This window comes from Paraburkholderia caffeinilytica (assembly GCF_051027425.1).
Taxonomy (GTDB): Bacteria; Pseudomonadota; Gammaproteobacteria; order Burkholderiales; family Burkholderiaceae; genus Paraburkholderia; species Paraburkholderia caffeinilytica_A.
In genome coordinates, this window is the sequence record NZ_CP186553.1 from 2,965,036 (window position 1) to 2,983,394 (window position 18,359).

At 61.7% G+C, this 18,359-nt stretch carries 19 protein-coding genes; 5 read left to right on the top strand and 14 right to left on the bottom strand.

Annotated elements, in window-relative coordinates:
• Positions 1–18 precede the first annotated feature (18 nt).
• Positions 19–1,083, bottom strand: coding sequence for a saccharopine dehydrogenase family protein (locus ACOSV0_RS33580; protein WP_434111960.1), 1,065 nt, complete (start codon positions 1,081–1,083; stop codon positions 19–21).
• A 134-nt stretch (positions 1,084–1,217) separates the two neighbouring features.
• Here ACOSV0_RS33580 and ACOSV0_RS33585 point away from each other — a divergent pair, with 134 nt between their 5' ends.
• A complete protein-coding gene (locus ACOSV0_RS33585) occupies positions 1,218–1,811 on the top strand; it encodes a TetR/AcrR family transcriptional regulator (RefSeq protein ID WP_434111962.1) in 594 nt (197 codons plus the stop codon).
• 100 nt (positions 1,812–1,911) lie between these two features.
• Here ACOSV0_RS33585 and ACOSV0_RS33590 read toward each other — a convergent pair whose 3' ends face one another.
• Both ACOSV0_RS33590 and ACOSV0_RS33595 read right to left on the bottom strand, forming a co-directional pair.
• Entirely contained in the window at positions 1,912–3,564 is a 1,653-nt protein-coding gene (locus ACOSV0_RS33590) for an alkaline phosphatase family protein (RefSeq protein WP_434111964.1), read from the bottom strand.
• Between the two features lie 102 nt (positions 3,565–3,666).
• Positions 3,667–3,981, bottom strand: coding sequence for a 3-phosphoglycerate dehydrogenase (locus ACOSV0_RS33595; protein ID WP_434111966.1), 315 nt, complete (start codon positions 3,979–3,981; stop codon positions 3,667–3,669).
• A gap of 275 nt (positions 3,982–4,256) precedes the next feature.
• Between ACOSV0_RS33595 and ACOSV0_RS33600 the strand changes: the two genes are divergently transcribed.
• Positions 4,257–5,165: an NAD(P)-dependent oxidoreductase gene (locus ACOSV0_RS33600; protein ID WP_434111968.1), complete on the top strand. Its 909-nt coding sequence runs from the start codon at positions 4,257–4,259 to the stop codon at positions 5,163–5,165.
• Positions 5,166–5,189: 24 nt separating this feature from the next.
• Positions 5,190–5,873, top strand: coding sequence for a class I SAM-dependent methyltransferase (locus ACOSV0_RS33605; RefSeq protein WP_434111971.1), 684 nt, complete (start codon positions 5,190–5,192; stop codon positions 5,871–5,873).
• Positions 5,874–6,002: 129 nt separating this feature from the next.
• On the opposite strand, the gene ACOSV0_RS33610 is transcribed toward ACOSV0_RS33605, so the two are convergent.
• From ACOSV0_RS33610 to ACOSV0_RS33650, 9 genes are all read right to left on the bottom strand, one after another.
• Positions 6,003–6,389, bottom strand: coding sequence for a BON domain-containing protein (locus tag ACOSV0_RS33610; RefSeq protein ID WP_434111973.1), 387 nt, complete (start codon positions 6,387–6,389; stop codon positions 6,003–6,005).
• A 30-nt stretch (positions 6,390–6,419) separates the two neighbouring features.
• Positions 6,420–7,565, bottom strand: coding sequence for a porin (locus ACOSV0_RS33615; protein ID WP_434111975.1), 1,146 nt, complete (start codon positions 7,563–7,565; stop codon positions 6,420–6,422).
• A 98-nt stretch (positions 7,566–7,663) separates the two neighbouring features.
• Complete coding sequence (locus ACOSV0_RS33620) at positions 7,664–9,292, bottom strand: 3-(methylthio)propionyl-CoA ligase (RefSeq protein WP_434111977.1); 1,629 nt, start codon at positions 9,290–9,292, stop codon at positions 7,664–7,666.
• 42 nt (positions 9,293–9,334) lie between these two features.
• The gene (locus ACOSV0_RS33625; RefSeq protein ID WP_434111979.1) at positions 9,335–9,709 is read right to left on the bottom strand and encodes a Rieske (2Fe-2S) protein; all 375 of its coding nucleotides are present in this window, start codon (positions 9,707–9,709) and stop codon (positions 9,335–9,337) included.
• On the bottom strand, positions 9,696–10,256 hold the full coding sequence (locus ACOSV0_RS33630; RefSeq protein ID WP_434111981.1) for an RBBP9/YdeN family alpha/beta hydrolase: 561 nt from the start codon (positions 10,254–10,256) through the stop codon (positions 9,696–9,698). Before ACOSV0_RS33630 ends, ACOSV0_RS33625 begins: the two co-directional genes overlap by 14 nt.
• Before the next feature lie 97 nt (positions 10,257–10,353).
• Positions 10,354–11,202, bottom strand: coding sequence for a TauD/TfdA dioxygenase family protein (locus ACOSV0_RS33635; RefSeq protein WP_434111982.1), 849 nt, complete (start codon positions 11,200–11,202; stop codon positions 10,354–10,356).
• A gap of 10 nt (positions 11,203–11,212) precedes the next feature.
• Entirely contained in the window at positions 11,213–12,193 is a 981-nt protein-coding gene (locus ACOSV0_RS33640) for a quinone oxidoreductase family protein (RefSeq protein ID WP_434111984.1), read from the bottom strand.
• Positions 12,194–12,283: 90 nt separating this feature from the next.
• Positions 12,284–13,627: an MFS transporter gene (locus ACOSV0_RS33645; protein ID WP_434111986.1), complete on the bottom strand. Its 1,344-nt coding sequence runs from the start codon at positions 13,625–13,627 to the stop codon at positions 12,284–12,286.
• A 58-nt stretch (positions 13,628–13,685) separates the two neighbouring features.
• On the bottom strand, positions 13,686–14,741 hold the full coding sequence (locus tag ACOSV0_RS33650) for a 3-keto-5-aminohexanoate cleavage protein (RefSeq protein WP_434111988.1): 1,056 nt from the start codon (positions 14,739–14,741) through the stop codon (positions 13,686–13,688).
• Positions 14,742–14,992: 251 nt separating this feature from the next.
• On the opposite strand from ACOSV0_RS33650, the gene ACOSV0_RS33655 reads away from it, so the two are divergent.
• Entirely contained in the window at positions 14,993–15,994 is a 1,002-nt protein-coding gene (locus tag ACOSV0_RS33655) for an AraC family transcriptional regulator (protein WP_434111991.1), read from the top strand.
• Positions 15,995–16,094: 100 nt separating this feature from the next.
• Here ACOSV0_RS33655 and ACOSV0_RS33660 read toward each other — a convergent pair whose 3' ends face one another.
• Both ACOSV0_RS33660 and ACOSV0_RS33665 read right to left on the bottom strand, forming a co-directional pair.
• Positions 16,095–16,424 (bottom strand): hypothetical protein, encoded by a 330-nt coding sequence (locus ACOSV0_RS33660; RefSeq protein WP_434111993.1) that lies wholly within the window; start codon positions 16,422–16,424, stop codon positions 16,095–16,097.
• A 102-nt stretch (positions 16,425–16,526) separates the two neighbouring features.
• Positions 16,527–16,979, bottom strand: a complete 453-nt coding sequence (locus tag ACOSV0_RS33665) for a MarR family winged helix-turn-helix transcriptional regulator (protein WP_434111995.1) — start codon at positions 16,977–16,979, stop codon at positions 16,527–16,529.
• Positions 16,980–17,375: 396 nt separating this feature from the next.
• Between ACOSV0_RS33665 and ACOSV0_RS33670 the strand changes: the two genes are divergently transcribed.
• Positions 17,376–18,290 carry a hypothetical protein gene (locus ACOSV0_RS33670; RefSeq protein WP_434111996.1) on the top strand — a complete coding sequence of 305 codons (915 nt, stop codon included), beginning with the start codon at positions 17,376–17,378 and terminating at the stop codon, positions 18,288–18,290.
• The last annotated feature ends 69 nt before the right edge of the window (positions 18,291–18,359 follow it).

The window sequence follows — 18,359 nt, forward strand, 5'->3', positions numbered from 1 at the left end:
CAGAGGCGGCGGTTCGTATTACTCAACGTTCCGCTCGTGCTCGTCTTTCCTTGTCAATATCGGGCTCGATACGGCGTCATAGGAAACCGTCACCGTATCGAGCGCGGCGAGAAAATCCTTTGCGTCAAAAATTCCGCCAAGACTTAGAACACCACCGCCTGGCGCAGCCTTGCCGCTCAGCAAGCGCTCAGTCGCCTCCACGATGATCGGTGCACTGACCGCATAGATATCGCGTCCCGTTGCCGTGATACGGCGCGTTGCCCCGCTCTGTTCGATCACCACATCCACGATGAATTGCTGAGCCGATCGCCCCTGCTCGTCGTGTGGCTGGGGCGTCGGCGTATTGGGATCGCGAATATCGCGCAAAGCCGAGAGCGCGAGCCAGGACTCGATCGCATCGATGCGCAGATGACGCGAGACGGTGAGCACCTCCGTGAAGGGGAGCATCACCACGTCCATGGTGCCGAGCGGCGCCGGGAAAGACCACACGCCTTCGGGCGCAGGCTGCGGGATAGGCGCCAGTCTCCCCGCCGTCTGGATGAGCCGTCTCGCGCGATTGCGTTCGCCGGTCAGGCGCGTCCCCCGCGTGGGACGCCAACTGTCGAGACCAATGGCGATATCGACCCTGTCGAGCGGCTTGTCCTGGTCTGCAAGCGCCGTAACCAGCAAATCGGCGAGTCCGCCATAGAACGCCGCGGCGGGAATGAGCGCCACCCCCGCGTTGCGCGCGCTCGCATCGCGTTGCTCGACCAGCATCTGGAGCGCGGGCTGTTCCGCCGCGACGTCGAGGTAAGGAATCCCGGCGCGCAACGCCGCGTCGACGATCGGCAATGCGGTATCGAGAAAAGGTCCGGCGCAATTGATGACGGCGTCCGTACCACGGATCGCCGCGTCGAGTTGCGCAGGGTTGTCGATGGCCGCAACACGCCATGGAGTCGAGTCACCGGTGTCGCTTTCCCTCAGCCGCCCGGCATCTCGCCCGATCCGGACAACGCTCATGCCACGCCGCTTCAGTTCCGCGACAACAAAGTTTCCCGTGTGGCCAGTGGCCCCGTAAACCGCAACAGTCATTCGGTCGCTCATCGCTGACTCCAGTACATGGTTGATTACGCTACAGACCTGTCTGTTTTATAATACAGATCTGTAGCGTCGTCAATCTTCGAGTGCTAAGATCGAAGAAAGCGTTTCAGCATGACAATTTTTGAGGTTGAGTCTGAATGAAGAAGAGAGAATCAGCGCGCGAACCCGTGGTTGATACGCGGGAGCGCATTCTGCGGACCGCCAGCGAGCTTTTCTATCGGGAAGGTACGCGTGCCGTCGGCGTCGACCTGATCGTGGCGCAGGCGGGCGTCGCCAAGACGAGTCTTTATCGTCACTTCGAAACGAAAGACGATCTGATCGAAGCCTTTCTTCTCCTCGAAGACGAAGACTTCTGGCGGCATTGGGATGAGGTTGCCGCGTTGCACAAGGGCGCGCCGCGTGAAGAACTGAACGCGCAACTTCAATGGATCGGCGAACGCATTGCGCGTCCGGGTTATCGCGGCTGCCCGCAGATCAACATCGCCGCGGAATATGCGGACGATAACCACCCCGCCCGCAAGGTTGCGGTGGCGCATAAGCGGGAACTGCGGCGGCGGCTCGCGGATCTGGCGCGCGCCTTGCGCATTGAAGAGCCGGAGACTTTTGCGTTACGGCTCGGAACCATCATTGACGGCGCGCTAAGCAGCGGGCGCGCGCTGCACGCGGAGGGCCCCGTGCGGTTCCTGCAGGAATTGGCGCAACTGCTGATTCCGAAGAAAACCAGGAAGTGACCGGTGCATCCTGATTCGCGGGCCGGCGTTTCGTGAGAAATGCCGGCCCGCGCTGCTACGTGTGCTGCTATTTGTGCTTCTACGTGTGTTACTCGTCGTGTTACTCGTCGCTTCTCAAGCCGAGGCCCGGCAGCGCACGCGTGCCTTCCAGGGCAACGGAATGCAGCAGGTGCGGATCGAGATCGAACGCCTTCAGGATGGTGGGCGCGACCTGCGTGGTCGTGACGCGCTCATCGACCCTGCGGCCGGGGTGGTGCAGCCCCGCATACGAAACGACGAGGCCGAGATGGCTGTCGTCGGGGGCATTGCCGCCGTGCTCTTCATCCTTCGCCGTGCTCGACGTGTAGATCACGCCGGGATTCGGCTGCACGATGATATCGGGCGTGCGGCCTTGCGCCGGATCGCCGAAGCGGTTCACCAGGGCGGGACCGTAGAGTATGTACGCCTGCGGGCCGTCCGCGCAGATGCCCGGCGCATTGCACGAGAGATTCTTCTTGAGCGTCGAGACCACTGCGTCGCGCTGCGATTGATTGCGCAGCCAGATAAGGCCGACGTCGTCGGTCTGCACAAAGCCGGTGTTGACGAGACCCGTGCCGTCGTTCAGGTTGCCGCTCTTCGTGTTGTTCTGGCCGAAGTTGCCGTTCGGATCCAGATAGTTGTTCGCTTCAAGCAACTTCGTGAGCGTGTCGCCGTTCTTCACGAGTTTCGTGTGATCGGTGGGCGACTGGCCGTGCTTGGCGGTCACGATGATGAGCGTGGACGAGTAGAGATTCTGCTGCTGGAGCGCGGCAACGACGCGGCCGAGCGCATTGTCGAGATAGCTGATTGCGCCCGTCACTTGCGGACCCGGCGTGAAGGAGGCGTCGAGATAGCCGCCGCCCGTCGCCACTGTGGCTTTCTGCGCCACGCTCAGCGTCTGGAAGTTCGTGCCGAAGAGCGTCGGCACCGGTTCGTCGCGCGTGCCGGTGGAGTCCTTGCCGCCGATCTCGTTGATCAGCGCCTGCACGTGATAGTCATCGAACTTCTCGGTATGCGTATACGTGTCGAGGTAGTACGTGTTGGTGGCGGGGTCGATCGAATTGATCTCGGTGCGCGCCAGATCGTCCACGCCGCGGCCCGACGGACCGTTCAGCCAGTCGTAGCCCCACGCGTGCTTGTCGGCCCACGCGGTGTACGAATTGGGCATGTTTTCCTTGACGACCTCGAAGATCGTATTCGTCTTCACGTAGTCGTGCGGATAGACGGGCACGCACTTCGCGCCTACGCGCGCACGCGGAATGGCCTGCGGATTGAACGCGCCGCCGCCGTCGAGGTGCACGAGCGGGCCGCCGTTTTCGCCGTCTTTGCCGGTGGTTTCGTCGAACACGACGTTCCAGCCCTGCTTGCCGACGCAGCCCGTGTCGATCGGCGCGTAGAGCGTGCGGTCATATGAAACGTCATAGAAGAGGCCGGCGGATTTAGGCGAGCCGCCCGTTACGAGTGCGGTGAGGCCCGGAAACGAATCGGAAAGTCCAGGCGTAAATGCGTTTGCGTACGTAATGCCCGATTTCGCAAGGAGCGCGAGATTCGGACAGGTATTGCCGGCTATGCAACGCGCTACATCCTGCTCGTGCAAGCCGTCGAAGCTGATGAGCAAGACATGTTTGACACCATCCGTCTCACTCGCCTGTGCAGGCGCGAGTGCACCACCTAAAGCGAGTGCGCTTGCACCAAGCGCTGCCACACCCGCTGACCACCTCCGTGTCGCTTTCATCGTTCACCTCGTTTGCTCGTGGGGGGAAATCGTGTGAAACGAGGTGCAATTTGCAGGCAAATTACGTCCAAGCGATGAACTTCGACTTTCAATTACATTTTATTACAAGGATCCTCGTAACCGTGCATGGTGCGCTTGCGGTGGCAGGGGGACGCCGCGGCTGGCGCGCAGATAGGCGGCGCCGGCCTGGCTGAGCGCCACTTCGGCCACGCCGCCGGGTAAATGGGTGCGCGTCAGATAGCCGCGTGCGCAGGCATCCTCCCAGACCGGCAGCCGCGGACAGGAAGTGCGCCAGACTTCGATCGCTTCACTGTACGGCCGTGCGCCCGGCCCAATCCATTCCAGCAGGTCGAGGATCAGTGGTTCGATGGGATCGCGTAGTGTGTCGAAACCGCCGTCCAGTATTGTCGTGTTCATGGTGGTCACCTTTTCTTGCTGTGCCCTCATCCTGAACGCAGCATCGCGAACCGTAAAATGAAATTATTTGAAGAATTGGTGCATTTTTCTTATGAAAATCGACACCCGGCGTGCAGGCATGATTACGGCGATTTAGATAGACTGAACGGCGGCGCCGAACGCCATCGATAGCGTTCGGGGAAAGCGTAACGGGGTGCGCCAAAGCGACCGCCACGCTGTCGTGTGCATCCGCGCATCCGATCCGCCGACCCGCAGCCACAAGCAGCGGCTAACGAATGGAGACACGCATGAAAACAGGATTCATCGGCCTCGGCGTGATGGGACAACCGATGGCGCTCAACCTCGCGCGCGCCGGCACCGAACTGGTGGTGTGGAACCGCACGCCGGAACATTGCGCCGTGTTGCGCGACGCAGGCGCGCAGGTTGCGGACAGCGCCGCTGACGTCTTCCGGCAGGCTCGCATCGTCATCCTGATGATGGCGACCGATACGGCGCTCGACGCGGTGCTCGGCCGCCACACCGCGGATTTCGCGACGAACGTCGCACAGCACACGATTGTGCACATGGGAACGACATCGGCCGACTATTCGCTTGGCCTCGAAGCCGACATCCGCGCGGCGGGAGGACGGTACGTCGAGGCGCCCGTCTCGGGTTCACGCAAGCCGGCCGAAGCGGGGCAACTGGTGGCGATGTTGGCGGGTGAACCGTCGGCGGTCGAAGAAGTGCGTCCGCTCCTCAAGCCGATGTGCCGCGAAACGGTGGTCTGCGGGGCAGTGCCCACCGGGCTTCTGATGAAGCTGTCGGTCAACGCGTTCCTGATTCCGATGGTGACCGCGCTTGCCGAGGCGGCGCATCTCGCGCGGCGCTACGGGCTCGACATGAAGCAGTTCCAGGCCGTACTCGACGCCGGCCCGATGGCGAGCAACGTATCGCGCGTGAAGGTCGACAAGCTCGTGAACGAGGATTTCGCGGTGCAGGCCTCGGTCCTCGACGCGCTGAAAAACAACCGGCTCGCGGCCGAGGCGGCGCGCGATGCAAATCTCGCATCGCCGATGCTGGATGTCTGCTTTAGCCTGTACACCGAGGCCGCCGGCTTGGGTCACGGTCACGCCGATATGGTGGCCGTCGTGCATGCAATCGAAGCACGCACCGAGGCGCGGGGCAATGCAAAGCGCGCAGAGTGATCGACAGAGTGGATGAAACGCGCGATGACTATCGAACCGCTTAGCGACAGCAAGATCATCGATTCATGGCAGCGCAACGCCTTGCCCTGGACGAAAGCGGTACGCGACGGGGAAATCGAGAGCAGGCGGCTGGTCACCGATCGAGCCGTGCTGGATGCGGTGCTGGCTTGCAACCCGGCTACCGTCGTCGATCTGGGCTGCGGTGAAGGCTGGCTTGCTCTCGCACTGCAGCGCGAGGGAATCGGCGTCACGGCGGTGGACGTGGTGCCGTCATTGGTGCTCGCCGCGACGCAAGCCGGAGTGATCGACGGCAGGGTTCTGTCCTATGAGGCGATCGCAGCGGGACAACTCAAATTGAGCGCCGACGTCGTAGTCTGCAATTTTTCATTGCTCGGCAAGGAGTCGGTGGAAGGTCTGCTGCGCACTATTCCAGCGTTGCTCAAACCGGGCGGATCCCTGATCGTGCAAACGCTGCATCCCCTGGTTGCATGCGGTGATCTGCCCTACGCGGATGGCTGGCGAACGGGTTCGTGGGCGGGATTCGACGAGGCGTTTAGCGATGCCCCGCCCTGGTATTTCCGGACCGTGCACTCATGGATCGAACTGATGTGGATCAGCGGACTGACGCTTCGGGAAATGCGAGAGCCTTTGCATCCGCAAACCGGCAGGCCGGCATCAGTGATTTTTCGTGCGCAAGGACGACGTTAGTCGAGGGCCGCGGCGTTAAACACCGCGGCTGAAGCGACAGCGCTCACGAAGCGCCATTCGCTTGCACTGAAGCCCGGAAATCCCGATGCAGGGTCCGCACAGGAAACTGCCGCCCTTCACTACGAGGGCTTACATGCCGCCAAACGGTTTCTTCACCGTCAGCTTATTAGTCACCGACGTCACGCCGGAAACGCTCCTGGCGATCGCTTCAGCCTTGCCGATCTGAGCAGTTTCCGTGACGGTGCCATTCAGTGTCACCGCGCCGTTTTTCGCGACGACACTGATGTCTCCGGCGCTGATTTCCTTGTCCTTCCCGATGGCGGCATAAACCCTGCGGCGCAGGGCGTGGTCCGCTTTCCTGCCAGAGGGAATCACCGCGCCCGATGCCGCCATCGCGGACGCACCCTGTGCATTGGAGGCTGCACTGGCCGCTTCACCACCCTGGGACCACGCCGCGGTGGAAGTTACAACGAGCCACGCGGCGATTACCAGCTCAAGTGCCCTGGTTGTTTTCATGGATTACTCCGGTTCATGAAGGTGATGGAATCAGAAGCTATGGCGAATACCGACCATTGCCGCAGTCGTGGAGATACCCGGCGCAACCGGAGCACCATAGATAATCGTCTGGTTCATCGTCCCCTTGTTGTTGACATAGCCGACCTGCGCATACGCCTTGGTCCTCGCAGACAGGTTGTATTCCGCGCCTATGGCGAATTCGCTCGAGTGATTCGCTGAATTGTTCCGATCCTTCAGATAGTAGTAGCCGGACGTGATCTTGAAGGCGGAACTGAACTGGTAGCCGAGGCCGCCCGACACCATTTCGAAGTCGACGGTATTGCTCCTTGCCGGGTTCCTGCCGATAGCGTACGAGGCGGACACCGAAAAACCGCTGATCGTGTACATCGCACCGAAATAGTAGAAGCGGTTATTGTTCGAGCCGGTTGCAGGTACAGCCGGAGCAGCCGGATAAGTCAGCGGATACGGGTTGGTGTCATGCCCGCTGTAGTACACCGCGGACAGGTTCAGGCCGTAATTCGAATACTTGAGCACGGCCGACTCGCGCGTGCCGCCCTGAAACTGTCCCGCGACCCCACCCGGAGCGAACTCGAGCGCAAGCGAAGCGCCATAGAATTTCGGCGAAGTGTAGACCAGTGCGTTGCTGTCATACAGGGCGCCGATCGGAGCGTTCGTGCTGGTGCCGGGCCAGCCGGCCGCCTGATTGACGCCCAGCCACGCAGTCAGGATGCTGCCGAAATACTGTGCGCCGCGTACGTCCGTTTCCGCCATCGCGTAGATCATCGGAACGATCTGCCGACCGGCGTCGAACGTGCCGAACGGCCCGGTTGCGCCGATCGTCGCATACTGATTGAAGAGTGCGGTCGCGCCCGGCGTGTCGGACAACCCGGTCTTGCCGTTCGTGGTGTTGAACGTGCCTTGCAGCTTGAAGGTGATCTTGTAGCCGCCACCGATGTCTTCACTGCCTTTCAAGCCCCAGTAGCTTGAATAGATGCCACCGTCCTTGAGTTGATAGACATGTCCGAGGTTGCGCGCGTTCGGCTGAAACGTCGCGGCCGAGGTGCTCTGATAAAGGAATCCGGTGTCGAGTACGCCATAGAGCGTAACCGACGACTGGGCATGGCCTGCGGTGGAAAAAACTATCAGCACTGCCAGGATACTCGACTTCAATTTCATTGCGTCTCCTCCAGATTTGAGGTGCGCCGGGTGGACCCGGCAGCTTATGGTTTACGACCTATTGCTCGAATGAAATCGGGTTGTTGCCGGTCGGCGCCTCAGGCCGACAGGTAGTAATCGCCGAACTGATCCCGTAACTGGTTCTTGAGCACCTTGCCCGTTGCACCGAGCGGAACCGAGTCGACGAACACCACGGCGTCCGGCTTCCACCACTTCGCAACCCGGTCGTTAAAGAACGTGAGCAGTTCGGCCGCGGCGAGCGCGCTGCCAGGCTTCTTTACGACGAGCAGCAAGGGTCGCTCGTCCCACTTCGGATGTCGCGCGGCGATGCAGACCGCCGTCGCGACTTCGGGGTGCAGATACGCCACGTTTTCGATGTCGCTCGAACTGATCCATTCGCCGCCGGACTTGATGACGTCCTTGCTGCGATCCGTGATCTGCATGAAGCCATCGGGATCGATCTTTGCCACGTCGCCGGTCGGGAACCAGCCGTCTCGCAACGGCGAGCTGCCGTCATGGCTGAAGTACTCCTGCGCGACCCAATGACCACGCACGAGCAGGTCGCCAGTTGCGATGCCGTCCCACGGCAAATCGTTGCCTTCCTGGTTGACGATTTTCATGTCGATGCCGAATACCGGGCGCCCTTGCTTTGCCTGAAGCGCATAGCGGTCTTCCACGGGCAACGACACCTGATGCGCCTTGAAACTGCAGACGGTGCCAACCGGGCTCAATTCCGTCATGCCCCATGCGTGCAGTACGTCGACGCGATGGCGCGTCTGGAACGCCATCGTCATCGCAGTAGGACAGGGAGCGCCGCCGATGATCGTGCGCTTCATCGACGAAAACGACCCCATGACCGCGTCGACATGCGCAAGCAGTCCCTGCCAGACTGTCGGCACGCCGGCTGACAACGTGACCTGTTCGTCCTCGATCAGATCATGGAGCGACTTGCCGTCCAGTGCCGGTCCCGGAAACACCAGTTTCGCACCCACCATGCAGGCGATATACGGCAGTCCCCATGCGTTCACATGGAACATCGGCACGACCGGGAGGATCACATCGCGCGCCGAACAGTTCAGCGAATCCGGCAGTGCTGCCGCGTAGGTGTGCAGCAGCGTCGAGCGGTGGCTGTATAACACCCCCTTCGGATGACCCGTCGTCCCGGACGTGTAGCACAGCGACGACGCGCTGTTTTCGTCGAGGCGTGGCCAATCGAAAACATCGCTGTGACCGTCGATCAGATCTTCGTAGCACAGCAGCTTTCCGGACAAGCCATGGTCTTGTGGCATATGTGCGCGCTCGGTCATGGCGACGAAAACCTTCGGGCTCCTGACTCGCGGCGCAACGCTCTCGATCAGCGGGAGAAACGTCAAATCGAAGAACACGACGCGATCTTCCGCATGCTCGATGATGTACGCGAGCTGATCGATATGCAGACGCGGGTTGAGCGTATGCAACACGGACCCGGCCCCAGACACGGCGAAGTACAGCTCCATGTGGCGGTAGCCATTCCACGCGAGCGTTCCGACCCGCTCGTCCGGCTGGATGCCGAGGCCTGCGAGGGCATTGGCCATGCGGCGTGCGCGCTGCGCAAATTCCCGGTACCGATACCGGTGAATGTCGCCTTCGACCCGTCGCGACACGATTTCCTGTTCGCCATGGTGGCGTTCAGCGTGCATGAGCAGCGACGCAACCAGTAGCGGTTGCTGCATCATCAAACCTTGCATCCTTGTTCCCCTGAATGACTGCCTATTCCCGCGCGGCCCGGATCACGGCGCCGCATTGCATGCCGATGCCGATGCCGATGCCGAGGCAGGATTGACGCCCGGATCTTCGAGACTCACGAACAGCTTGACGCCGATGGCCTGGACCGGGAAAGTCGTCAGATTCAGTCCACCCGCGCCTGGCATGCAACCTGTGCGCAGATCGAAGCGCAGACCATGCGCCGGGCAACTCAGTACGCAGCCGTCGAGATGACCGTTCGCGAGCGACGCCCCGTTGTGGGGACACGCGTTGTCGATGGCGTAGAGGGCGCCGCCGACGTTGAACAGGACCATGCTGCGGCCATCGACGAAAACCAGTTTGCGCTGACCAGGCCCGAGTTCATCGACCGCGCCAACCGATACCCGATCAGACGAGTTCATGGATCAGTGTCTCCGCCATCGGCCATTCGCCAAACCCTGCAGCAGGGTTCAGGTGTCCGACTTCGCCAAGGTCGACGAGCCGGCTGCCCCAGTCTTTCGCCATGACCGCGATACGCTCGAACTGCGCAAGCGGATCGTTGCGACTCGCACCGACAATGCTCGGAAACGGCAACAGCTTTCGTGGAATCGGCTGCCAGCCGTTCTGAACAATCGTATCGAAGGCCGGATAGCCTGCCGGCAGCGGCATTTCGAGGTCGGCCGGCGCAGCGAGCAGCGCACCGTGAATCTTGCGGCTGTGATGCTGCGCCCAATGCACCGTGATCATCACGCCCGCGCTATGCGCGACCAGAATCACCGGGCCGTCGATTTTCGCGAGTGCGGCATCGAGCGCCGCGACGCGTGCTGCGCAACTGAGTTTGTCGTGCTCGAGCGGCACCACCGAGGCCACCTTGGGCAGCCTCTGCGCCAGCAACGTTTGCCAGTGCTCCGCGACGTGGTCGCGCAAGCCCGGCACCATCAGTATGGTCGGTGTCATATCGAGCGTCATCGAACGGTTCCTGTCGACCGGGGTCAGCGTTTCAGCGCCTACGCCGGTCCTATGCAAAGCACTTACACCGATCTCATGCAAGCGGGTTTCGGCCTGATCAGTATGGCTTGTCGCCGACAATTCCAGCGCGCTCCATCTTGCGATGACACGGCGGATAGTCCATCACGGCATAGTGCTGCGTGCTGCGGTTGTCCCAGATCGCAATGCTGTTGGGTTGCCAGCGCCAGCGGACCTGATACTCGGGGATGTAAGCCTGGCTGATGAGATAACGCAGCAGGTCACCCGCGCCCGGATTGGCATCCTGCCCGAAGCGCACGCGCGCCGGCGTGTGGTAGTTGGTGAAATGGGTGGTGAAGGCGCTCACGAACAACACCTTCTCACCGGTCTCCGGATGCGTGCGCACAACCGGATGCTCGGCGTCCGGGAACTGCGCCTTGAGAGCGAGACGTTTTTCGATCGGCATCGCGGCGCCGAAGCTCGCCTCGATGCTGTGGCGGGCGCGCAGATCCGCGATCTGGGCCTTGATGTGGTCCGGCAGGTTTTCGTAGGCGAGGACCATGTTTGCCCACATCGTGTCGCCGCCGACGGGCGGACACTCCACGCAGCGCAGGACAGCGCCGAACTGCGGCGCTTCGCGCCAGGTGGCATCCGCGTGCCACGCGTTTTCATACCGGTCGTTGGGCTGCTCCGGGTTCTTGTAGATGCGCACAAGGCCCGGATGTTCCGGGTCGCTGCCGGCGACGGGATGGTCTTCCAGTTCGCCGAAACGGCGCGCAAACGCAACATGCTCGGCGCGCGAGATGTTCTGGTCGCGCAGGAACAGCACCCGGTGCTTGAGCAGCGCGGCACGGATACTGGTAAACAGGCCGTCATCGCCAATCGCATCGGCAAGATTCACGCCGACCAGTTCGGCGCCGATGGCACATGTCAGTTGTTCGACTCGCATGGCCTTCTCCTCAGATGACGAAGACCGACGAACCAGTCGTCCTGCGCGATTCAAGGTCGCGGTGGGCCTGCGCCGCGTCCTCCAGCGCGTAACGCTGGTTGAGTTCGATCTTGATGCGCCCTGCCGCGACATGCCCGAAGAGTTCTCCGGCGAGCGTGTCCTTCTCGGCGGGATCGGCGATATAGTCCGCCAGCGCGGGGCGCGTTAGATAGAGCGAGCCCTTCATCGCCAGAATCTGCGGATTGAACGGCGGGATCGGCCCCGACGCCGTGCCGACGCAGACCATCAGGCCACGGCGTCTGAGGGAATCGAGCGACGCGTCGAAAGTATCTTTGCCGACGCTATCGAACACGACGTCCACACCAACGCCGCCCGTCAGTTCGCGCACACGCTTCGCGACGTCTTCCCGGCTGTAGTAGACGATGTGATCGCAGCCATGCGCGTGAGCCACTTCGCCCTTGGCCTCATTCGAAACGGTGCCGATGACGGTGAGGCCCAGTAGCTTGGCCCATTGCGACACGATCAGGCCGACGCCGCCGGCGGCGGCATGCAACAGGATGACGTCGCCCGCCTTGAAATCGTGAATGCGGCGCATCAGGTACGACGCGGTCAGGCCGCGCATTGTCATGCCGGCGGCCGTTTCGCAGGAAATCGCATCGGGCAGCTTGATGAGCGGCGCCGCCGGGACCAGGCGTTCAGTGCTGTAGGCGCCGAGCACGTTGAGAAAACCGGTGTAGGTCACGCGATCGCCCACCGCCACATTGGTCACCTCGGAGCCTACTGCCTCGACCACACCCGCCGCCTCGACACCCATGCCCGCGGGGAGCGGCACGGGGTACAGGCCGGTGCGAAAGTAGGTGTCGGCGAAATTCAGACCCACGGCCTCATGGCGCAAGCGAACCTGTCCGGGACCTGGGTCGCCCACTTCGACGTTTTCATAGCGCAAGACTTCGGGACCGCCCGTCTCGTGGAAACGTACCGCTTTAGCCATATCGAATCTCCCATCCTTTATTCGAACTGCACATTTATATCGAGTCGGTGACGGTGCTGTCCGCCCCGCTCCCAGGTTCGTTTGCCGGACCTAGCGCTTGCCGGTGGCCGTTGCGCCGGTACCGGCCCGTACTCGCAGGGTACTCACGCGATCGAGGTCGACGCGATAGTTCCGCTTGCCGATGAAGAAAGCGAGCGCCGCGACAAGCGGCGCAAACGGCACGAGTTGCAACGCGCCGAGCAGCCCGATCCGGTCGGCCACGACGCCCGTCAGCACGGCGGCAGGTGCCAACCCCAGCAGGTTGTTCGCCAACGTCAAAGTGGCAAACGCCGACGCATGAATCGACGGTGGGGTGAGGTTAGCCACCATCGCGCCCGAGGGACCGGTCGCACCTGCACAGAAAAACATACCGGCGCCGATCACGACGAGCTGTGCCGGTCCCGCCGACATCCGGAAACCGATCGTGAGCAACACGAAGCAGATCAGGCAGAAGGCGATGGCCGTGCTCCACTTCCTTTCCCGCTGATGCTTGCTGAGCCGGTCGGTCAGATTTCCGCACACCACCATGCCGAAAGCAGTGGCCAGCACGAACACGGCCGCGCTCATGGCCGCCTTGCCGGTAGACATGCCGTAGTAGCGATTCAGGAAGCTGGGCATCCACGCCCATACGGCGGCAGGAACCAGCAGATGAATGCCGCTGCCGACGTAAGCGCACACCACCGACTTTGTCGAAAAGAGTCCTCGCATCAAACTGCGCAAGCTCATGCATACACCGGTGCCCTGCGTCTGACGGTCCGCATTTGCCGGTTGCAGCGGAGCGAGCCGCTTTTCGCTGATGACAGCCCGGTAGAGCACGACCAGCACGATCCCCAGGGCCGCCATTGCGCCGAACGCCGCACGCCATCCGAGGTGGGCCGCGACTGCCCCGCCGAGCGCCATGCCCAGCACTGAACCGAACGCGCCGCCGGCCATGAACGCGGCGGTGAGTGTGGCGCGCAGCCGTGCCGGAAAGATGCTGAGAACGACCGCGATGCCGACACTGCCATAGGCGGCTTCACCGACACCGACGAAGGCGCGCGCGAGCAGCATCTCGTTGTAGTTTGTCGAGAGCGCACAGCCGAGCGTCGCGAGACTCCACATCGCCGCCATCAGGACAATGCTCTTTACGCGGCCCCAGCGATCGGCGAGCACCGACAGCGGAAACGTGAGCACGCCGACCATCAGCGCGACCACACTGCTTAGCGAACCCAGCCGGGTGTCCGACAGGTTCCATGTGGCCTTGAGCATCGGGAACACCGCGTTCAACACCTGTCGCGACATGTAGTCGGAAAGCAGCAACCCCACGGTTAGGACAAATACCACCCACGCATACACGCACACGTCTTTTTGCGTCGTCGAAACATCGGCCGTTGTGGGCTCAGCATGCGTGAACATGAGTCGTCTCCTTCGTGTCCAGCTCGTATCCGCGAAGCGCGTGCCGCGCTCCGATCCCTTACGCCGCCTGCAGTGGCAGGTTCTTCACGCCGGCCTTGCGGTTCGGCGCCATGCCGTTCGCCGCGAGCGTCTCGTCGGCCGTTCCGTACTGCACACCAATGCGGTAGATGTCGCGTGCTTCCTTGCCTGAGGCGATCTCGCGGCCCAGTTCTCGCGCCACACGCACGCACTGTTCGATCTGCTGCACCGAAGTCATCCTGTTGCCGTGCTGGTCGATGATCGTGTCTTCGATGCCGCAGCGAGGATGCAGGCCCATCGCCATCGCCATCATGTTGAACGGCAGTACGTTCTTGAGCAGCGACTCGGCCGTGAGCGTGCAACCATCCGGCGCGCGGTGCACGAAGTTGAAGAAATTGAACGGGTTCGGGCCATCGAAGCCTCCGCCGATACCGATCCACGTCAGGTTGAGCGGCCCCTTGTAAGCGCCCTTGCGCACGAGGCGGTCGAGTGTCTCGAGCGCATGGATGCCGGTGAGCTGGAAGTGCGGCTGGATGCCCGAGGCTTGCAGACGACGCAGGTGCTCCTCAACCCAGGCCGGACCTGCGGGCACCGTCATTTCGCTGTAGGCGGCCATAAGCGCGGGATTAGACAGCGACGTGCCTTCCAGGTACGCCGGATACAGCAACTCCATGATGTTCATCTGCGTGGTGTTGATCGCGACCGTCACCTGATCGGGCTTCGGGTCGAGATCGGCCAGCATGTGACGCGTGTCGTCGGAGAGCCACTTCGCGGCCTGTCCGTCGTCTTCCGGTGCAAACGAGATCGAGCCTCCGACCTGGATGATCATATCGGGCACAGCGGCGCGTACACCGGCGATGAGTTCGTTGAACTTCGACAGGCGCTTGGAGCCCTTGCCATCCAGTTCACGCACGTGCAGATGCAGGACGGTCGCGCCGGCGTTGTAGCAGTCGACCGCCTTCTGGATCTGCGCCTCCATCGTCACCGGAATGTCCTCAGGAAAATCCTCGGGCATCCATTCCGGGCCATACGGAGCCGTTGTGATGACAACCTTGTGCTGGTTCTCGGGGTGCAGCGAATCGTCGAGGAATTGCATCGTGTTCTCCAATAGGGGGACGGTATTCCGACGCTCGTGGCACCGCTGGCCGCATCAAAACTGGTCGGAACATGATGAACCGTTGAGATCGCACGATACGGCAATCCTGCGTTACACTTTTGTGATTGGACGCCATCCTTTTAGCATTTCATGCCACTGCGCGTTAACACCAATATTCGTGCGCAGCAGGCATTTTCACCACCGGATCGTGAGCGGCAGCACGTCAGGTAGGTGCATGCGGAGACATAACGATGGAATCGATGCTGCGCTCGGTAGCCATGAGCGGCTACTTCGATGTAACCCGGCGGGTCGGACTGAACCCGGTCGAGCTTGCGCAGCAGGTCGGGATCGATGCTGCGGCACTCGCCAATCCTGACGATCGCATTCCGGCAGCCGCCGCCTGCAGGCTGCTGGAAATCACGGCCGACATAGCGGCGTGCCCGACTTTCGCGCTGCAGATGGCCGAGACCCGGCAGAAGTTCGGTACGGGTGTGGTCAATGTCCTGCTCGCGCACAAACGCACGCTGCGCGAGGTATTGCTCGCCACAGCCCAATACCGGCATTTATTGAACGAAGCCCTGGCCGTGTACGTCGAGGACGTGGGCGAAACGGTCACCATCCGTGAAGAAATGGTCGTCGAACCAGGTACGCCAACGAATCAGGCGATCGAACTCGCGGTCGGTGTTCTGTGGCGCCACTCCAGCGCCCTGCTCGGCGATCACTGGAAACCACGCTCCGTCCATTTCGTTCACCAGGGACCGAAGGACCTGACGTTTCATCGACGGTTCTTCGGCTGTCCGCTGGAGTTCGGCAGCGATTTCAATGGCTTTGTGTGCGCGGCCGCCGAGCTCGACTACCCGAATCCCGCCGCTGACCCGGAGCTGGTGCGATATGCCGAGAGTCTCGCGGATTCACTCAACGTGGCGGGAGCCGATTCGACCGCGCTGGAAGTGCGCAAGGCAATCTATTTGCTGTTGCCCCTCGAACAAGCCAGCGTCGAGATGGTCGCCCGTCATTTACGTCTAAGCGTTCGCACCATGCAGCGTCAGCTCGAGCCGGCGCATACCAGCTTCTCGCGTCTGGTCGAGGAAGTCAGATGCGAGCTCGCCGTGCGCTATATGAGCAACCCACGCTATCCCATTGGGCGGGTTTCCGCACTGCTCGGTTATTCACAGCAGGGGTCCTTCACCAACTGGTTTAATTCACGCTTTGGCGTGACGCCGCGTGACTGGCGCAACAACCATTTGAAATGATCGCGTTGCGCCCCGGACCCTCGAAGATTCCGGTCACGAGCCAATCGGCGTACCCCCGGACGCGCTGCCGGAACGGAGCGAACACCCGTGTCCGTGGCGCTCACGAACGCTCCGGCCTATCGCCGCCGTGCAGGCGGCCGAATAGCCGCGCGGAAAGCAGCCCCATGGCCAGGATGCCGAGCCCGAATGCAACGGCATCGCCCGTGATCGTCAATCCGAAATCGCCGACGCGGCAGACGAGCAGGTAGCCGACGACGATATTGAAGAAACCCCAAAGCACGTTCACGGTCGAGGACGAAAGCCCCTGCCCCGGCGGCTTGGCGAATGGGCTCTGAAACGGCTCGCCCATCACGCCGCTGACAAAATGCGGCACGGCGTTCGTGAGAAAAGCACCGCCGAAGAAATAAGACACGAGATTCAGCCATTCCATTGTCAGACGCTCCTCTTTCCAGGCAGATCGACGACGATAAGTACGGTGTTTGGGTCAAGCGTGGTGAGGGTCATGTTTTTCCTGAAAGAATCTGGGAATGACTCAGAAATCGGCGAGCCGCTCTAGCAGCTTCACCGCGGCCGCGAGTGTGTCCTGTTCTTGAGGAGACAGTTGCGCTTGCAAGGCACGGACCAGCCAGTCATTTTTGGCGGCCCGGCTGGCCTTGACGGTTTTCCGGAAAGTGGGAGTCAGTGCGATCAGGGTTTGCCGGCCATCGCTCGGGTCGGGCTGGCCGCTGATGGCTCCCATCGCCTCCAGACCGGCCACCGTGACGCGCATGGACTGCGGACGCACACTCTCCGCCCGCGCGAGGGCTGAGACGGTTGCAGGGCCGTCACGATCCAGGCGAAGTAGAACCGACTTCTGAGCGGAGGTGAAGTCGCCCGGATGCGCCTGTTCCCGCACCCGTCGAATCAGTTTGCTCACGGAAATGCGCAGCTCACCGGCCAGCGCGGCCAACTGGGGAGATTCGGGTGTGCGTGATTGTTTGACCATCAGCCGACAATAGCATATATACAGTCAATCTGTACAGTTTAGCTGTATATATATGCACGGCAAAGCTGGGTTTCAGCGTGTCGCCAGGGCAACGCATCTTCGAGCCGAGAAAGGTTGCGAAGGTGAACATCCGTTCAATGGTCGCTTCGAGTCGGTCCGCATCGTGTCTCTCGAAGATCGCGCACGTCGCGTTCGGGAGGTATGGACGCAGGTTTTCGGATAGGTCATCCGGTGCAGTTCTGAGCATGTGTGGCAAAAAACACTTCGCATCGGTGTACATAACTTCCAGTCACACTTCGGACGCCGATGCCGCAAAACCTATATTGACCGAACGAAGGGCCCTTTCGAGGCGCGCTCTAACCACACTTTGCGACAGCTCCTAACACGGAGAAGGCGATGTCCGGCGTAGCGATTCAAGGCAATTATTCGGCCAGCCCGATGGACTATCTGAGCAATCTGGATTCTCTGTCTGGAACGTCCGAATTGAACGGCAGCGGTTCGAGCGGCGCGATGAGCGAACAGCAGATCATGCAATTCCTCCAGGAACTGCTCGCGTTGTTCCAGCAGGCACTGCAAAATTCGAGCGGCGGAGAATCCGATAGTGGCGGCGCGCCGTCTGCGGGCGGCGCCCCGTCTGCCGCGACACCCACAGCAGGCGGAACGCCTTCGCCGGCTGGCACGCCTCCGGTGAACAGCCTGGCAAGTTCGACTCCGCCGTCGAGCGGATATAGCGCCACACCGCAGCCTGCCGCGGCTGTTCCTGCCACCGCCTCGAATAATGCCGGCGGCGTACCTCAGGCCGCCGCGATCAGCGGCGTCAATCCTGCATCGACCCAGACGGTCAATACGGGTACGGGCAGCGACAAGACTTTCAATGTCACCAACAATACGAATCGCACGGAGTCGTTCACCTATTCCGTCCAGGGCGCCAACAAGGGGACCATAACTTTGGCGCCGGGTCAGACAGGGGCGTTCACCGCCGGATCGGGCGACATCGGCGTGCGTATTTCACCGTCGGATGCCAGCGGAAACACGCACCCGAATGAAGTTCTGTACGAGGATGGCGGCGCAGACAACGGCCAGGCAGCGGGTGCCGGCAACCCCGACGTGAGCAAGGTGGACGGCGACAAGGATTTTGCAGGCAACGATGAGAATATGACGGTCACCTTGTCCGATGGACGGACGGCGGGTGATGGCGACTCGATCAGAGCCTACATGAACCCGACCGATGATGCGGCTGCGATGGGTTTGGCCGGGGACCCGAGCAAGACAGTAAATATTTCGATGTCTGATGCTACGAGGAACACGTAGAGCGCGTAGTCGTCGATGACGTCGTCATTGCTGTCGCGGGCAAACCATTGATCGTGCTGAACGTGGAAT

Bases quoted from the DNA above. Each gene is read 5' to 3' on its own strand.
- ACOSV0_RS33580 (WP_434111960.1), bottom strand. From the start codon at position 1,083: ATGAGCGACCGAATGACTGTTGCGGTTTACGGGGCCACTGGCCACACG.
- ACOSV0_RS33585 (WP_434111962.1), top strand. From the start codon at position 1,218: ATGAAGAAGAGAGAATCAGCGCGCGAACCCGTGGTTGATACGCGGGAG.
- ACOSV0_RS33590 (WP_434111964.1), bottom strand. From the start codon at position 3,564: ATGAAAGCGACACGGAGGTGGTCAGCGGGTGTGGCAGCGCTTGGTGCA.
- ACOSV0_RS33595 (WP_434111966.1), bottom strand. From the start codon at position 3,981: ATGAACACGACAATACTGGACGGCGGTTTCGACACACTACGCGATCCC.
- ACOSV0_RS33600 (WP_434111968.1), top strand. From the start codon at position 4,257: ATGGAGACACGCATGAAAACAGGATTCATCGGCCTCGGCGTGATGGGA.
- ACOSV0_RS33605 (WP_434111971.1), top strand. From the start codon at position 5,190: ATGACTATCGAACCGCTTAGCGACAGCAAGATCATCGATTCATGGCAG.
- ACOSV0_RS33610 (WP_434111973.1), bottom strand. From the start codon at position 6,389: ATGAAAACAACCAGGGCACTTGAGCTGGTAATCGCCGCGTGGCTCGTT.
- ACOSV0_RS33615 (WP_434111975.1), bottom strand. From the start codon at position 7,565: ATGAAATTGAAGTCGAGTATCCTGGCAGTGCTGATAGTTTTTTCCACC.
- ACOSV0_RS33620 (WP_434111977.1), bottom strand. From the start codon at position 9,292: ATGCAAGGTTTGATGATGCAGCAACCGCTACTGGTTGCGTCGCTGCTC.
- ACOSV0_RS33625 (WP_434111979.1), bottom strand. From the start codon at position 9,709: ATGAACTCGTCTGATCGGGTATCGGTTGGCGCGGTCGATGAACTCGGG.
- ACOSV0_RS33630 (WP_434111981.1), bottom strand. From the start codon at position 10,256: ATGACGCTCGATATGACACCGACCATACTGATGGTGCCGGGCTTGCGC.
- ACOSV0_RS33635 (WP_434111982.1), bottom strand. From the start codon at position 11,202: ATGCGAGTCGAACAACTGACATGTGCCATCGGCGCCGAACTGGTCGGC.
- ACOSV0_RS33640 (WP_434111984.1), bottom strand. From the start codon at position 12,193: ATGGCTAAAGCGGTACGTTTCCACGAGACGGGCGGTCCCGAAGTCTTG.
- ACOSV0_RS33645 (WP_434111986.1), bottom strand. From the start codon at position 13,627: ATGTTCACGCATGCTGAGCCCACAACGGCCGATGTTTCGACGACGCAA.
- ACOSV0_RS33650 (WP_434111988.1), bottom strand. From the start codon at position 14,741: ATGCAATTCCTCGACGATTCGCTGCACCCCGAGAACCAGCACAAGGTT.
- ACOSV0_RS33655 (WP_434111991.1), top strand. From the start codon at position 14,993: ATGGAATCGATGCTGCGCTCGGTAGCCATGAGCGGCTACTTCGATGTA.
- ACOSV0_RS33660 (WP_434111993.1), bottom strand. From the start codon at position 16,424: ATGGAATGGCTGAATCTCGTGTCTTATTTCTTCGGCGGTGCTTTTCTC.
- ACOSV0_RS33665 (WP_434111995.1), bottom strand. From the start codon at position 16,979: ATGGTCAAACAATCACGCACACCCGAATCTCCCCAGTTGGCCGCGCTG.
- ACOSV0_RS33670 (WP_434111996.1), top strand. From the start codon at position 17,376: ATGTCCGGCGTAGCGATTCAAGGCAATTATTCGGCCAGCCCGATGGAC.